Raw genomic sequence first — 15,990 nt, forward strand, 5'->3', positions numbered from 1 at the left:
GATGTATGATGGACAGGACAGGAAGCTGTATGCGTAAAACGAAGGAGACGGAGATTACTTTAACGATCAATCTGGATGGAAGGGGAAAGAACCAGATTGATACGGGAATCGCTTTTTTTGACCATATGCTGGATGGATTTGCAAGGCATGGTTTATTCGATCTCGAAGTAAAGGTAAAGGGAGACCTGGAGGTAGACTGCCATCATACGGTTGAAGACACAGGCATTGTACTTGGACAGGCAATCGCCAATGCATTGGGTGACAAGGCCGGAATCAAACGCTACGGGAGCTTCATGCTTCCGATGGACGAGACACTGGCTTTGTGTGCAATTGACCTGTCAGGGCGCCCCTATCTGAATTACAGTGCGCCGTTTACCGTGGAAAAAGTCGGCGGTCTGGATACGGAGATGGTCAGAGAATTTTTCTATGCGGTATCTTACAGCGGGGCCATGAACCTGCACCTGAAGATACTGGATGAGGGCAATAACCACCATATGGCGGAGGCTTTATTTAAAGCATTCGGAAAGGCGCTGGACATGGCGACAATGGAAGAACCGAGAATGAAAGAGGTGTGGTCCACAAAGGGCAGCCTTTAATCGGATAAAGGAGAGATGACAAATGAGTTACAAGAGATTGACTCCCTGCATTTTTATTGATGGCGGGAAGGCTGTAAAATGGTTTGATGACAGAGAAGTGATCGCGGAAGACGTAGTTTCTCTTGCAAAGCATTATGGAGAAATGGGTGCGGATGAGCTGATTATCTTTGATTTATCCAGCTCTGATGAAGAACACGAGGAATCCATCGACCTGATGAAGCGGATCAACCGTGTCATCAGCATCCCGATGGTTGCGGGTGGAAATATCCGCAGACAGGAGGATGTGAAGAAGATTCTGTATGCAGGCGCGAAGCGTGCAATGCTGAACTTTTCCAAACACCTGTCCATAGACCTGATTGAGGAGGTATCCAAGCGTTTCGGCAAAGAGCGGATTGCCGTGTCCCTGAATGATTTTGATGCGCTGTTCAAACAGCAGCACCTGATTGAGGAGTACAGCACGGAGATTATCTTTATGCACAGGCTGGACCTGAATTCAGTCATGAATGTGACGCAGATTCCATGTGTCGTAGTAACCGATACAATGGAACAGGAGGAAATACTGAAGATTCTGAAATGCAGTGGTGTAAAAGGGGTATCCGGTATGTTCATCAGCCAGCGGGATATGGACTTTAATTCGTTTAAGAATATCTGTACATCAGAGGGGATTAAGATGACCTCATTCGAGAGCATGATGGATTTTTCAGAGTTTAAATTGAATTCAGACGGACTGCTCCCGGTCATCGTTCAGGATTACAAGACAAATGAAGTGCTGATGATGGCCTATATGAACGAGGAGGCTTTCGAGCATACCGTGAAATCCGGACGGATGACATATTACAGCAGGAGCCGGAAGGAACAGTGGGTGAAGGGCGAGACCTCCGGACATTACCAGTACGTAAAGACACTGACGATCGACTGCGACAAGGATACACTGCTTGCGAAGGTAGAACAGGTTGGTGCCGCCTGCCACACAGGTAACCGTACATGCTTCTTCCAGCCCGTAGTGGGGAGCGATTACGATGCAAAGAATCCGCTCCAGGTATTTGAGTCCGTATATGAAACGATTCTGGACCGGAAACGGAATCCGAAGGAAGGATCCTATACAAACTATCTGTTCGATAAGGGAATCGATAAAATACTGAAGAAGGTCGGAGAGGAGGCGACGGAGATCGTCATTGCCGCCAAGAATCCGAACCCGGAAGAAATTAAATATGAGATGTCCGATTTCCTCTACCACGCAATGGTTCTCATGGTGGAGCGGGGAATTACATGGGATGATATTACAAATGAACTTGCAGACAGATAAGAGGCGGGAAGTTCTAGTAAGGGCACAAAAGGCATATGATATGTTAGACGTATCATATGCCTTTTTTAAACCAAGGAGGTCGTGAACCATGAATGAATCAGAGGCGCGGCGCCGTGAACTGCTCCGCCAGACAAGAAAGCTTTATAACGAGGACGGCTTTGTACCGGCAGTACATCCACGTTACGGTAATATCTACAATAACCTGTATGACGACGGTATGCAGGAAAGGCCGAAAAACAGTTTTTTCTTCCGTTTGTCACTCGGCATTCTCTGCTTCGTCTGTTATGTCTGGATGGATTACGGAAAAGTAAATGTGGCAAATGTCAGCAGCGACAAGATCGTAAACCAGATTGAAAAGCAGATGGATATGAAAGATATTGAGGCTGTATGGAAGAATCTTTAGCTGAAGTATGCTTACGGCCAGATGTGGTGATTGCCAAAAGCGGCGGGATATCAGCGTCCTGCCGTTTTTTTGTTGTTATCGGGTATTTCTAAATTCATTGCGCATTCATTTCCTGTATGTTAGAATTAATAGAAATGTGTATGGGCCGATCGAAAAAATACATTATGGACATACCAGGAGATTAACATGAACAAAGTCAGAAAAAAGCAATTATGCTCCTTAGCCGCAGCCAGTATCTTTCTTCTTACCGGCTGTTCCGAAAAAGGGAGTGTTGTTAATTATGAGGAAACGAAGGAGGACGTTACGTCTATCACCTTCTTTGGCAACAAATACGAACCGGAGAATGTGACTGTAATCGAAGAGATCATATCCGGATTTATGAGAGAAAACCCCGACATCCGGGTTTCATACGAAAGTTTAAAGGGAAATGATTATTATACCGCACTGGAAAAGAGGATGGAGGCCGGCAAGGGAGACGATGTGTTCATGGTGAACCATGACGCGGTTCTCGAACTGAAGGCAAAGGGACAGCTCGCGGATCTTTCGGATTTAAGTACCATAGAGGAATATACTGATCAGATGGTTGACCAGATGATGGATAATGGAGAGATCTATTGGATGCCTACAACGGTGTCTTCCTTCGGGCTGTATTGCAATCTGGATCTTTTAAGAGAGTATGATCTGGAAGTGCCGGAGAATCTGGGAGAATGGAAGGAAATCTGTGAAATATTTGTAAAGCAGGAAATTACCCCGGTTATTGCCAATAATGATATTTCACTGAAGACTCTGGCAATCGGGGAGGGCTTCTTTTATACATATCAGGAGGGCAGACAGAAAGAAGTCATGGAGCGCCTGAACAGTGGGGAAGACAGGCTCAGTGATTATCTGACATCTGGCTTTTCGGTTGCGGAGGAATTCATCAGTAAAGGATACATCGATGCCGGGAAGGCTGTTGATACAAAGAAGACCTCGGACGATCTGGAAGAATTTGTAAAAGGGGAATGTCCGTTTATGCTGACTGGAGCGTGGGCGGCCGGCCGCGTACATAATATGGAACCAGATTTTGATTTTGAAGTTGTGCCATATCCGGTTCTGGAGGATGGCTCACTGCTTGTAATCAATCCGGATGTACGTCTGAGTGTGAATGCGCAGAGCGAACATACTGAAGCGGCGATGCGGTTTCTGGAGTATTTTACGCAGGAGGAGAACATCCGGAAATTGGCAGACCAGCAGTCATCATTCAGCCCACTGAAAGGTGGAACCCCTTCTTCTGTGGAAGAAATCCAGCCTCTGGTCCCATGCTATCAGGAGGGGCGGGATGTGATCGGTACAGACAGCCTGCTTTACCTGCCAGTCTGGGAATTAACGGCAGAAGCTTCCATGAGCCTGCTGTCAGGGGAAAAACTCGAAGTTGTCATGGATCAGATGGATAAAGAGGCAGAGTTGGAAAGGGGAGCCTTGTAATGGAAAAGAAAAGCTCCGGGGGATCTAAAAAGAAAATAGCAGTAACAGCTGTGTGTGTTGCCGCACTGCTCTGTACTTTTACGTTCCTGTTTGTGAGAGGTGTTAAGGAACAGTTATGGGAACAATCTGTCAATACAATTGCCGAGAGTACAAGACAGGGGTGCGGTACCCTGAAAGTGCAGCTTACAGAAGATTACCAGACAATGAGCACGGCTGCACAGAACATAGAGGAAATCAGCCCGGGAGAGGGCGATGAAGATATAGAAGAGGCCATGAGCGGCTATTCACAAATAGAGAGCGGGATCAGCCTTTATCTGTCTGACGGCAGATGTATGCCGGATGGTTCTGTGATCGATGAGAATGCATGGAATTTCTTAGAGAATACAAAGCAGGGAAAAGGGATTATCAATCCACATATCAGCAGTGTTACAGGAATGAATGTGTTTGACCTGTTTGTAAAAGTCAGTCTGGCTGACGGGACAGAAGGATGGATCGTGAAGGAGTACGAGATCGAGAGTATTGTTGACAGTTTCAGCCTGTCATTTTATAACAATGCCGGATTTTCCTATGTGATCAATCGGCAGGGGGATGTACTGATCCGTTCACCGCATCCTGACAGCAATAAAACCGTTCAGAATCTGTTTGATATGCTGCCGGAAGTAGAGAATGACCCGAAAAGCCTGAGCCGGTTCAGGGACTCTCTGGAGAATCTGAAAAGCGGATATGCAGTGTTTGTTTATCAGGGCGAGGAGACGGTATTCTGTTATACCCCGCTGAAACTGGAGACAGACTGGTATCTAATTTCCATTATTCCGAAAGAGGTAGTGGATGAACAGACAAATCAGATATTAAGGCGCTCCATGATGCTGATAGCAAGCATTATTGTGGGAATCTGCCTGCTGATACTTCTATATATCCGTTATGTAAACAGGACAAATAAAAAGCTCCGGAATCAGGCTGACTATATCGGGCATCTTTATAATGCGATTCCGGATGCTGTAGCGCTTTTGACAGTTGATCCGCCTTACCGGATCATACAGATGAACAGGGAAGGCCTGAAAATTCTGGATTATCCGGAAGATACACCAATGTGGGAAATGTGTCTGGAAGATATTATTTATCCCGATGATTACAGGGAAATGGCGGGAGTTCTTGAAGATACGATTGCCCATTCGCGGAAAAATGTTTTTGAGCACCGCATCCAAAAATCGGACGGCTGTTTTTTATGGGCGGCCGGTATTATAGAAAAAATGCTGGATGAGGACGGCACTCCAGTTCTGATTGCTGCGTTTCACGATATTACAGATAAGAAGCTGGCCGAGGAGGAAGAGGAGAAGGCGAAGCTCCAGGAACGCCTGACTCTGGTCAGGGCGATATCTAATGCCTATCCGGTAATCATCAGCATCAATCTGACGAAGGATACTGTTACTTTCATTTATACAGAGAGCAAGGATATGCCCGGTCTCGGGGAACAGAAGTCCTACACAGAGTTCTTTGATGTATTTGCATCCAGTGTACATCCGGACAGCCGTGAGGAGTTCAGGGCCCGCTTCTCACTCGAAAACCTTGACACAGTTCTGGGAGAGAACAAGACAGAAGTATTTCTGGAGACAAAACAGAGCTTTGGAGACGGAGTCTATCACTGGACCTCTACACAGATCATTCATGTGGATAACCCATACTCAAAGGATAAGCTGGCAATTCTGATCTCACGCTGTATCGATGAGCAGAGATATGAGGAGGAACAAAGAAGACAGGCACTTCAGAGTGCGCTCGATAATGCAATGGCGGCAAACAGCGCAAAGAGCCAGTTCTTATCGAATATGAGCCATGATATCCGGACACCAATGAATGCCATTGTCGGAATGACTGCGATTGCGGCGGCCCATCTTGACGACAGGGACAGAGTGGCCGCATGCCTGAAAAAAATCAACCTTTCCAGCAGCCATCTGCTTAGTCTGATCAATGATGTACTGGATATGTCAAAAATAGAGAGCGGCAAGATGTCACTGAGCGAGGAACCATTTAATCTTGCGGAACTGATTGCAAATTCGATTGAGTTAATCCGTCCCCAGACGAATGAAAAGCAGCAGGAACTGGATGTACATATGGCTATTAAGGATGAGGATGTATCCGGGGATGCACTCCGCATTCAGCAGGCATGCCTCAATATCCTGAGCAATGCCGTAAAGTATACGCCTGAGGGCGGCTGTATCCATGTGGAGGTAAGGCAGGAGCAGTGCATACGTAAAGGTTACCAGAGGTACATATTTGTCTGTGCCGATAATGGAATCGGGATGAATGAGGAATTTCTGGATAAACTGTTTCAGCCGTTCGAACGTGCAAAAGATTCGACAAGCAGCCGGATAGCCGGAACCGGACTGGGTATGGCAATCACGAAGAATGTAATTGACCTGATGGACGGCGATATCCAGGTTGAGAGTGCATTGGGCAGGGGGTCTGTATTTACAGTAACAATACCTCTCAAGGTACAGGATATTGAAGCAGATGAAGTACCTGAGGAATGGATTGGAATAAGGACACTGATTGTGGACGATGATGTGCAGACATGTGAAAATGCGGCAGAACTTTTGAAGGAGATGGGCCTGCGCGCCCAGTTCGTGACAGATGGTGAAAAGGCAGTGCAGTGTGCAGTTTGTGAGGCGGAAACTTCAGATCCATTTAATATGGTCATTGTCGACTGGAAAATGCCGGGTATGGATGGTGTTGAGGTCACTAGACAGATACGGATGAAACTAGGCGATGGGATTCCGGTTATTGTGCTGACTGCATATGACTGGTCGGAAATTGAGCAGGAGGCGAGGGCGGCAGGTGTAACGGCCTTTATCTCAAAGCCATTTTACCGTTCAAAGATCTGCGGCCTGTTGGGAGAACTGAGCGGCAGTGGTGAATCCATAGAGGAGCAGTTTGTGGACCGGAAGCCTGACTATTCGGGCAGTAGAATTCTTCTGGCCGAGGATAATGAATTAAACCGTGAGATTGCCTATGAACTGCTCAGTGATACAGGTGTGCAGATTGAGGAGGCTGTAAACGGAGAGGAAGCGGTGAATAAGGTTGCTGCATCAGAAGAGGGATACTATGATTTAATACTCATGGATGTCCAGATGCCGAAGATGGACGGGTATGAGGCTACAAAGGCAATCCGGAGGCTGAAGAGGCCGGACGCCGGGAGTATACCGATTGTCGCCATGACTGCGAATGCATTCGAAGAGGATGTCCGGGCCGCACTGCATGCAGGTATGGATGCCCATCTTGCAAAGCCGGTTGATATAAAAGAACTGGAACGGATACTTTATCTTTACCTATATCAGAAAAGAACGAATACTTAAGGATCAGGGACGGAGATGGGAATCTCCGTCTTTGTCTCTGCAAAGCAGTTTTTTATAACTTTGGTCCATTCCAATCGCTCCGAGAGGGGCTGTAATAAGAATTGCTAATACGGCAACAGACAGAATGATTTTGCCGCAGGGCAGTCCCAATGACAGTGGAACCGAGCCGATTGCTGCCTGTACAGTAGCCTTCGGCATGTATGCAATCATACAGAAGAGGCGCTCTTTCAAATTAAGCCGGGTCCCTAAAAGACAAATATAAACGCCTGCCGCACGAAACAGAAGAGCAGTAAAAATCATTACAACTGCTGCCAGTCCGGCCTCCATCGTATAACGAATGTCAACTGCCGCGCCTACCAGCACAAATAAGATAACCTCTGCCGCAAGCCATAATTTCCCGAATTTCTCGGACAGTCTTTTTGATACGAACGCAGTACTCTTCATTTTGAGTACACAGGCCATACTTACTACTGCAAGTAAGTCGGAAACCGATATGATATCTTTCAGCCATGTCTCAATCGCCGTCAGCATAAACGAAGTCCCAAGTACAATAATCACCTTCATACTGTTTCTGACACAATGTTCATGTGCATATGCAGTTTCAAAAAACAGGCTGAGGATAAATCCCGCGGCGGCACCCAGTACGATTCCAAGAAGTATGGAGATAGGAATATTCACAAAATCTTTGAGATTTGCATTCCCTCCCTGTGCCATGCTGGTAAATGTTGAAAATAGTACAATTACAAAGATATCATCGCAGGAAGCACCAGCCAGAATAAGCTGTGGGATACTTTTGGATGTACCGTATTTCATATCCATCAATTGTACCATCCTTGGCACAACGACAGCCGGGGACACTGCTCCTAGTACGGCGCCCATAACAGCGGCGTCTATTTTTGTGATACCGAGTATATGTGGGGCAAACAGAAAGAAAGCCAATATTTCAAAACTGGCGGGGATACATGACATCATAACCGCAGGCCGCCCCACCTTTTTAAGATCTGACAGATCGAGGGAAAGTCCGGCCTTAAGCAGGATAATGATAAGGGCCATCTGCCGCAGTTCAGAAGAAACAGCCAGAATGGATCAAACTTATCATAATACTCTTGACATCGCTGTTCTATTCGAGTAGAATGAAACTATATTCTATTACAGTAGAACGGAGGCGCGTTAAATGGACTTAAAACTTTTTGATTCAGAACGGCGTGTGATGGAATGCCTGTGGAGCAGCGGCAGCCTCAGCGCAAAGGAAATTGCAGGGCAGTTATCTGAACAGGTGGGATGGAGCAAGACGACAACGTACACGGTGATACGTAAATGTATTGATAAAGGAATTATAGAGCGTACCGATCCAGGATTTCACTGCCGGCCCCTTGTTACCCGGGAAGAAATCTGTACACAGGAGACTGAGGAATTGATCCAGAGGAATTTCGGCGGGTCTGCAGACCTCCTAGTAGCCTCTTTACTTGGAGCCAGAAAGCTCTCCAAGGGAGAGATTGAGCGCATGAAAGCGCTGATTGAAGAATTGAGGTGACAATCTATGATGTCCTTAATCGAGATGACTCTCGAAGGATCGGTAATCATTATGGCAATTACACTGGTCCGTTCCCTGACGATTCACCATCTGCCCAAAAAGGCATTTCTCCTGTTATGGGCCGTAGCATTAACCCGTTTACTGCTGCCGGTGCGCATATCTTCACCGGCAAGTATCTACACGGTAACACCGGGGCTTTCCGATGCCGGACGCAGCGGGATCCTGCTGCCGGGAGTGGCTGCGCAGGCGTCAGCTTCTTCATCCGGAAGAGTGGCAGTGCCCGTTTCTTTCTGGGCCATTGTATGGCTTGCCGGGGGTCTGCTGCTGGCACTTGGGATCCTGATCTGCCATATCAGGAACCGGCGGATATACCGTACATCACTTCCGGCGGAAAGCCAGTGGGTCAGGCAGTGGATCGAATGTCACCGCCTGAGGCGCCCTGTTTTTGTACGGTACTCGGATCAAATAGAGGCCCCGCTGACCTATGGCATACTTTGGCCGGTTATTTTGCTGCCGGCAGAGATAGACTGGTCTGATGAGGCGCTGCTGGGATATATTCTGGCACATGAAATGTCTCATATCCGCAGATTTGATGCCCTGATTAAGTGGTTTTTAGCCGCTGCATTATGTCTGCATTGGTTCAACCCGCTTGTCTGGGCCATGTATATACTGGCAAACCGTGATCTGGAGATTTCCTGTGATGAATCCGTGCTTCATCTGTATGGACAGCAGTCCCGGGCCGACTATGCACTGACACTTGTAGGAATGGAGGAACGCCGGACAGAATTTGCACCTCTGGCAAACTGCTTCAGCAGAAATGCCCTAAAAGAACGGATCACCGCCATTATGAAATCACCGGAAAAATCAGTGAAGAACCTTGTGGCTTCCGCTGTCCTGATCGGGGTTATCACGATCGTATTTGCAACCTCTGCCCCTGCCGGGCGTGCTTCCGCAAGTGGGGTGCAAACCATATCCAGAGAAACGGTGCAGGAAAGTGTTTTTGATGCGGAATATCCTCAGGAACCCTCCTATACAAAGGCGCAGTATCAGAAGCTGCTAAAGAGGATCAAACTGAAAGGTTATGAAGAGATGTCCATCGCTGAATTTAACCGCAGGATAAATGCACTGCTGTCTGTGGAGAATGACGGGCAGCGAGAATTGTATGAACAGATTCTGGCTTTTCTGCCTGCTGACGATCCGGAAGCAGATTATCTCTGCAATACTGTTCAGGCATCCCTCGGAGAGTATTCGGCACGTATGGATGAGGTGTTTTCAGGGGAGCAGAACGACCCTGTGTTCTATGGTTCTGTCGAACTTGAACTGGAAGAAGATGTATTCGGTGACAGGGTCGTAACAGGCGGCAGACATGCAGACTATGAGTTTAGTTACCGCATCCTGCATCAGGATAAACTGACTGTAAAGGAAAGAGATGCTTTCCTGCAGAACATCATGCATAGTATGCAGGATTACGCAGATGAAAATTATGAAGATCCCTTTACAGAAGAAGGCCTTCGGAAAATTTTGACTACAGCAGGTAAAAAATATGCCACAGATAAGATCTCTTTTACCGGTGGAAAAATAACGAATATTGAAAGCTATTAAAGCGGGGAGGATAACAATATGTTCCATAAGAAAAAGCAGACAACCGTTTTGTTATTGATTAGTGCGGCCATCGCTGCAATGTCAGGGTGTGCATCCTCACCTGCCAGACCGGCACAGCCTGAGGCTGTTTCGGGTACAAGGTATCAGGCATACAGATGGGGAAAACCTGTAGAAAAGTACACGAAGGCCGATTATGATTTTCTCCTTTCCTTCCAGACGGAAGGATATGGGAAACTGCCGGTGGAAGAGTTTAACCATAAAGTGCTGAACTGGGAAGATGAGGAAGAGTACCACAAAACAGAAGATATATTAGCCCGTGTTTCTGCCACGCTTTCAGAAGAAGATGAAAATGCGGACTTTATATTGGTTACACTGGGAAATACATGGAATGAATGTGAAAAAAAGCACTTCAATACATGTGAAAGAGAGAAGGCTCCCTGGCACAGCAGTCAGGCTTTATATGAGACCTACGGAGATGTTTTTGGGGATAAAGTGCTGCTGACGGGTGCATATGCAGACTTCAGCTTTGACTACAATCTGGACACGGACCAGAAGCTGACCGTCAGAGAGCGCGATGATTTACTGGACAGTATCGGCAATAAGCTGGAAGAATATATGATGAAGCAGCAGGCGGGTGCACTGAAAGAGGAAGAGAAGATGGAAAAAACTCTTTCTTCACATTTAACAGAACTGCTGAAATCTCTGGACGGGGGAATCACATGGGGCGGAAATGCTGATCTCGACTATTACTGGGATACCCCTTATGATTTCAGGCAGGATAACGGCAGTGAGGCTACAGATGTCTCCTCAGAAGATAGTTTTTCTTATACAAAGAAGCAGTACAATCTGGTGATGGAAAGATTCAAACCGCAGAATTATGAACAAATGTCTGTTTCCGAATATAACCGAACTATATACAATGCTTTTATTGATGATACTGGCGATGAGGAGGGGACAGGGTATGCCTATGAGATGGTTATGGCTTCGCTGTCTGAGAATGACAAAAACTGGACATACCTTCACGATACGGTACAGAGGGCTTTGGATGAATACCATACGAGGATGACCGAAGTTTATACCGGTGAAAAGACAGACTTTTGCTGCACAGGGGATATCTACGTTCCACTGATAGAAGATGTTTACGGGGACAAAGTAGAGGTCGGCAGTGTCGATGGACAATATGAATTCACATACCGCATCACAGATGCCGCTAAACTTACCGTGCAGGAAAGGGAGGAGTTCATAAATAAGGTGAACCAGAAGGTGAAAGAATTAGCAGAAAAAGAGGCCGGAAAAGGTACTTTGGATGAAGCAGGATTTAAAAAACTGCTGGAGTCGGCTGGGGAAGAAGCAAGTACTCAATATATCGAATTCACGGGATGCAGTCTGGGGTACTTTGAAGTGTATCGGTAATAATTAATTAGAGAACGATGGTAGTAAAGGAAGGATAGAACTGACGGAGGTAATATGTTTATAAGAAAAGCGGCATTAAGCGACTTAGATGCAATAGCAGCGGTTGAAGCAGCGTGCTTTCCGAAAGCTGAAGCGGCTGACAGGGAGGCATTCAAAAACAGGCTGATGACATATCCAGATCATTTCTGGTTATTGGAGGATGATGGGAGAATCATCGCTTTTGTGAACGGAATGGTATCGGACAAATCGGTTTTGTGTGATGAGATGTATGAAAATGCATCTATGCATAATGAGTATGGGGACTGGCAGATGATTTTCGGTGTGGATACGATTCCAGAATACCAGAGGCAGGGATGTGCAGAAAAATTAATCAGAGAGGTAATAGAAGACGCTAAGAAACAGGGACGGCTGGGGGTAGTACTAACTTGCAAGGAGAAACTGCTTCATTATTACGAAAAATTTGGGTTTATGAATGAAGGGGTGTCTGATTCAGTACACGGTGGTGCCGTATGGTATGATATGCGGCTGAAACTAAAATAATAGATATAAAAGGAAACTGGCAGGGCGAAGTGATTTATCCTGCCAGTTTCCTTTTGTAAGCTTATAAAATCTTTAGAAAATATTAAATATATATATAATTGACTCATAGATAGGCAAAGATTATAATGAGTCATACTAATTAACAATAAAGAGCAGATCAGGAAAGGAGATGATAAAGTGGACAGAAGAAAAGCATTTGCTTTGGGGCAGAGCTGTCTTGCAGTATTGAAGGTAGAAGCGTTTTTTAAGCCTGCCTCTGTTTTGGTAATAGGGCCGCTTTTAAATTGGATTTTTAATGTCTGGGTCTTGGGGGATACGCCGGTATTTAATGAGGAGATGTTCCTCAGCGTCCTCTCACCTGTCAGACTGATACTTACTATTGTACTTTTTCTGGCGGCCGCGCTGTGGTGCTGTTATGAGATCAGCTGCCTCCTCCATACACTGTATTGGTGCAGGAAAGGGGAACGGCCCGGTCTTATAGACATTTTAAGGAGTTCCGCAGAGACACTGAAGGGGCTGAAGCATATTTCCATCCTTTTGGCAGGAGTCTATTTTGTATTATTCCTTCCGCTGGTACATGCGGGATACCTGAATTCTCTGGTCAGCCGGATTGATATCCCGAGATTTGTGGTGAATGAACTTAAGAAGACCACTCTGGGCAGTATGGGTATTCTGGCTGGACGGGCCGGATATATTATACTCTTTCTTGCATTGGCCCTGGTACCACCGGCCATGTTTTTAAAGCGTACGAATTTCCTGAAAGCGGTACAACAGAATTTTTACTGGTTCCGCCTCATGCAGTGGAAGGATAAGATAAAGCTTTGGGGAGCCTTTTTCCTGTGGATTGCCGTAGAAGGTGGTATTGTGTACCTGCTGCAGGGAAGACTGATTCAAAGTCAGGATTTCAATATATCGGTGCTGAAATATTTGGTTCATTCAGGGTCATTTCGTACAGGATTCTTGTATTGGATACTTCTTGTACTGATTCAGTGTGTGGCAATGGCACTGATTTATCAATTTATGTTTGACATTCTGGATAAATACGAGGAGCTCCCTGAACTTCCGGGAATCAAGAATACGAAGGCCTTGGGGCGTACTGTTGCAGCCGCTGCGGGCGGCAGGAGAGCTCTTATCAGAACAGGGAAAAAGTTCTGGAATTCCAGAAAGCACAAAAAAGTCTGGGCAGGTTTTGCCATCCTGTTAATTGCGGCAGTTATTAACGGATATTTTAATGAAGCACCTCTGGTTCATAAGCCTCCGGCAATCGGCCACAGAGGGTGTATCTACGAACCGGAAAATACCATTGCCGCAGTGGAAAAAGCTGTTAGTCTTGGGGCCGACTACGCAGAAATAGATGTAAAGCTTTCAAAAGACGGGGTTCCTGTTGTTGTTCATGATGAAAGCCTAAAGAGGCTTGCAGGCATTTCGGGTAAGGTAGAAAGCATGACGGCTGCCGAGCTGAAGGAACTGACAATCACTTCCAATGGAAAACAGGGGAAAATCCCTACGTTTGAGGAGATGATTCAGGCAGTTCAGGGAATGAAGAACAGGGCAGGACTGCTGGTGGAGTTAAAGCCAACTTCAGACACGAAAGAGGAGCTTGTCAGAAAAGTGATTGGAGTAGTAGAAAAAAACAGCGCACAAAAGCAGTGTATATTTATGTCGATTGATTACAAAAGTGTTTCCCTGTTGAAAGAACAGCGCCCGGACTGGTGGGTAGGTTATTGCATTTTCGGCAGTGCAGGGAAGATTGAGGATGCTGTCTGGGATTATAATATTGATTTCCTCGCAGTGGAGGAGGGCGTTGCGAGCAACAGGTTTATGGAACGTGCTCGAAACAGCCTGATTCCTGTGTATATCTGGACATCCAATAATTATGATGATATGGCAAATTACCTTCAGATGGGTGCATCCGGAATCACCACGGATATGCCCGACCTGGCCAGGGCGGAGATTGATAAATATCTGGAAAAAGGAAGGAAATATTATGTGTATGAGGGGGAACCCGTCAGGTGATTACCGTCCATATCCTTCCCGGTTTTCCATTTACAGTTAGTTTCTGGCTTCCGGGAGGTATGAATCACAGTTATTTTTATTGCAAATGAAAGTATTTTACAGTATTATAATATGGATAAGGTTCCAAGAAAAATAAAAGTATAAATATTTGCCCAATGTAGAATAATCTGTCGGAGTCTACTCCTGCGTACTTAATGCAGTAACCAGCAAAGGTTCAGGATGTGGATGGATATAGATAAGGGGGGAAAGCATATGACGGAGGAAGACAGAATCAAAGAAGTGCTTTATAAATTTGAAGATGGAGGCCTCATTTCAAAGGATTTGGATAGCGTTTTGGAATGCCTTTCAGATTCCATAGTGGGGATTGGAATCGGTGAACAGGGGTTCGTAACTTCCAAATATGATGTTACAAAAGTCTTCCTGGATGGCCAGAAAAATGAAAATGAAGTTTCCCATACCCTTGATTTTGGCCGTATAGAGATACGGATGCTCAGAGAAGATATAGCTGTACTCTGTGCAGATGTGATTGTGACAGCAAAATGCCATGAAAAAGTAACAAAAAGCAGGTTCTCACAATCTCTTACCCTGATGAAAGAAGAGAAAGATTGGAAAATTTGCTGTCTGCATGCCTCAGCTCCTGTAGTCACAGAAGAAAACATAGAAGCATATCCTCTTAGATTTGCAGAAAAAACACTGAAAACCTTGCGGGAAAAAATAGGAGGCGAGGTCTATGCTGTGGAGGAACAGTACCGTATGGCAGTGCTGTCTGATACTATTGCGTTTTATATTATAAATTTTTCGAAAAATATTTATGAAAAATGTCAACTGAATTGCGAGATATGCGCCTATGTAGAAGAAGGAAGCAATTATGAGCGGTTTGCCATAGAGTATATTGCAGAATATGTGAAGGAGGAAGACAGGGAAGCATATCTGGAATGTTTTTTGATGAAAAATATTAATAAGGCCTTTCAAAACAAAGAGCAGGAGGTTAAGCTTGAATACCGTATGCTGAATGGGCAGGAGGGCACCTATATCTGGGTTGTGACGATTATACGCCTGATCACGGATATTGTCACTGGCGAGAAGAAGGGCATTATGTATGTGAAAAATATAAACGATTCAAAGCGTCGCGAGATTGCAATGCAGGAGAGGGCGGAATATGATACGAGTCTGAAGATTTATAATAAAGATACATTTATTCAGTCCGTGGAAGGTCTCCTCAACCAGAAGGAAGGCATTTTTATTATGCTGGATATTGATAATTTTAAAGATATAAATGATACTTTTGGTCATCCGTTTGGTGATAAAGTGCTGATTAGGATAGCAGAGTTACTGAAAGCTTCTTTTCCGGAAACTGCAGTTATCGGAAGACTGGGAGGGGATGAGTTCGGCATTTTCCTTCAGGAGGTGCACAGCAGGGAACAGATTAAGAGATATATCAGACAATTGAATGACCATATATCAGGATTTATGTCTGAGTCAGGGAAAAGCGGCAAAGTTTCCTTCAGCGTGGGGATCGCACCATCGAAGGGGAAAAGTTTTCCATATTTTTACAAAGATGCAGATGCAGCGCTTTATGCTTCAAAACATGGTGGGAAAAACCGCATTTCTTTTTATGAAAATTGAAAATCGCATTTCTTTTTACATTCGGGGGAAAATAGTTAGTCCTTAACCCGAAAATAGGAATATCCGTGGAATCAGGTGCCTTTTAGCATATGATTTTCCACAGGATATTCCTGTTTTTTATTTCATAGTTCTTGTTGACA

At 45.4% G+C, this 15,990-nt stretch carries 12 protein-coding genes; 11 read left to right on the forward strand and 1 reads right to left on the reverse strand.

All coding sequences use genetic code 11. The features are described 5' to 3' along the window. The first annotated feature begins 5 nt into the window (after positions 1-5). From hisB to A8806_RS06140, 5 genes are all read left to right on the forward strand, one after another. Entirely contained in the window at positions 6-596 is a 591-nt protein-coding gene (gene hisB, locus A8806_RS06120) for an imidazoleglycerol-phosphate dehydratase HisB (RefSeq protein ID WP_109730306.1), read from the forward strand. Positions 597-618: 22 nt separating this feature from the next. Beyond that, positions 619-1,902: a bifunctional phosphoribosyl-AMP cyclohydrolase/phosphoribosyl-ATP diphosphatase HisIE gene (gene hisIE / locus A8806_RS06125; RefSeq protein ID WP_109730307.1), complete on the forward strand. Its 1,284-nt coding sequence runs from the start codon at positions 619-621 to the stop codon at positions 1,900-1,902. Positions 1,903-1,990: 88 nt separating this feature from the next. After that, on the forward strand, positions 1,991-2,305 hold the full coding sequence (locus A8806_RS06130) for a hypothetical protein (RefSeq protein ID WP_109730308.1): 315 nt from the start codon (positions 1,991-1,993) through the stop codon (positions 2,303-2,305). 186 nt (positions 2,306-2,491) lie between these two features. Then, positions 2,492-3,769 (forward strand): ABC transporter substrate-binding protein, encoded by a 1,278-nt coding sequence (locus tag A8806_RS06135; protein WP_109730309.1) that lies wholly within the window; start codon positions 2,492-2,494, stop codon positions 3,767-3,769. Further along, positions 3,769-7,119 carry a response regulator gene (locus A8806_RS06140; RefSeq protein WP_109730310.1) on the forward strand — a complete coding sequence of 1,117 codons (3,351 nt, stop codon included), beginning with the start codon at positions 3,769-3,771 and terminating at the stop codon, positions 7,117-7,119. Before A8806_RS06135 ends, A8806_RS06140 begins: the two co-directional genes overlap by 1 nt. A 3-nt stretch (positions 7,120-7,122) precedes the next feature. Here the strand turns inward: A8806_RS06140 and A8806_RS06145 are convergent, their stop codons facing one another. Next, entirely contained in the window at positions 7,123-8,202 is a 1,080-nt protein-coding gene (locus A8806_RS06145) for a cation:proton antiporter (RefSeq protein WP_330405298.1), read from the reverse strand. A gap of 91 nt (positions 8,203-8,293) precedes the next feature. Between A8806_RS06145 and A8806_RS06150 the strand changes: the two genes are divergently transcribed. The 6 genes from A8806_RS06150 to A8806_RS06175 all read left to right on the forward strand — a co-directional run bounded on the left by A8806_RS06150 (position 8,294) and on the right by A8806_RS06175 (position 15,850). Beyond that, entirely contained in the window at positions 8,294-8,653 is a 360-nt protein-coding gene (locus tag A8806_RS06150; protein ID WP_109730312.1) for a BlaI/MecI/CopY family transcriptional regulator, read from the forward strand. Between the two features lie 6 nt (positions 8,654-8,659). Beyond that, on the forward strand, positions 8,660-10,255 hold the full coding sequence (locus A8806_RS06155; RefSeq protein ID WP_109730313.1) for a M56 family metallopeptidase: 1,596 nt from the start codon (positions 8,660-8,662) through the stop codon (positions 10,253-10,255). Between the two features lie 18 nt (positions 10,256-10,273). Next, positions 10,274-11,668 carry a hypothetical protein gene (locus A8806_RS06160; protein WP_109730314.1) on the forward strand — a complete coding sequence of 465 codons (1,395 nt, stop codon included), beginning with the start codon at positions 10,274-10,276 and terminating at the stop codon, positions 11,666-11,668. Positions 11,669-11,722: 54 nt separating this feature from the next. Beyond that, positions 11,723-12,208 carry a GNAT family N-acetyltransferase gene (locus A8806_RS06165; RefSeq protein WP_109730315.1) on the forward strand — a complete coding sequence of 162 codons (486 nt, stop codon included), beginning with the start codon at positions 11,723-11,725 and terminating at the stop codon, positions 12,206-12,208. A gap of 177 nt (positions 12,209-12,385) precedes the next feature. Then, positions 12,386-14,224, forward strand: a complete 1,839-nt coding sequence (locus A8806_RS06170) for a glycerophosphodiester phosphodiesterase family protein (protein WP_109730316.1) — start codon at positions 12,386-12,388, stop codon at positions 14,222-14,224. Between the two features lie 252 nt (positions 14,225-14,476). Beyond that, positions 14,477-15,850, forward strand: a complete 1,374-nt coding sequence (locus A8806_RS06175; protein ID WP_181368604.1) for a diguanylate cyclase domain-containing protein — start codon at positions 14,477-14,479, stop codon at positions 15,848-15,850. Positions 15,851-15,990 lie beyond the last annotated feature (140 nt).

Origin of the sequence: Faecalicatena orotica, from assembly GCF_003149245.1 — a bacterium.
Classification (GTDB): Bacteria; Bacillota; Clostridia; order Lachnospirales; family Lachnospiraceae; genus Faecalicatena_A; species Faecalicatena_A orotica.

Coding starts and splice junctions, on each gene's coding strand:
- hisB (WP_109730306.1), top strand. CDS start 6: ATGATGGACAGGACAGGAAGCTGTATGCGTAAAACGAAGGAGACGGAG.
- A8806_RS06135 (WP_109730309.1), top strand. CDS start 2,492: ATGAACAAAGTCAGAAAAAAGCAATTATGCTCCTTAGCCGCAGCCAGT.
- A8806_RS06160 (WP_109730314.1), top strand. CDS start 10,274: ATGTTCCATAAGAAAAAGCAGACAACCGTTTTGTTATTGATTAGTGCG.
- A8806_RS06140 (WP_109730310.1), top strand. CDS start 3,769: ATGGAAAAGAAAAGCTCCGGGGGATCTAAAAAGAAAATAGCAGTAACA.
- A8806_RS06150 (WP_109730312.1), top strand. CDS start 8,294: ATGGACTTAAAACTTTTTGATTCAGAACGGCGTGTGATGGAATGCCTG.
- A8806_RS06175 (WP_181368604.1), top strand. CDS start 14,477: ATGACGGAGGAAGACAGAATCAAAGAAGTGCTTTATAAATTTGAAGAT.
- A8806_RS06130 (WP_109730308.1), top strand. CDS start 1,991: ATGAATGAATCAGAGGCGCGGCGCCGTGAACTGCTCCGCCAGACAAGA.
- hisIE (WP_109730307.1), top strand. CDS start 619: ATGAGTTACAAGAGATTGACTCCCTGCATTTTTATTGATGGCGGGAAG.
- A8806_RS06155 (WP_109730313.1), top strand. CDS start 8,660: ATGATGTCCTTAATCGAGATGACTCTCGAAGGATCGGTAATCATTATG.
- A8806_RS06165 (WP_109730315.1), top strand. CDS start 11,723: ATGTTTATAAGAAAAGCGGCATTAAGCGACTTAGATGCAATAGCAGCG.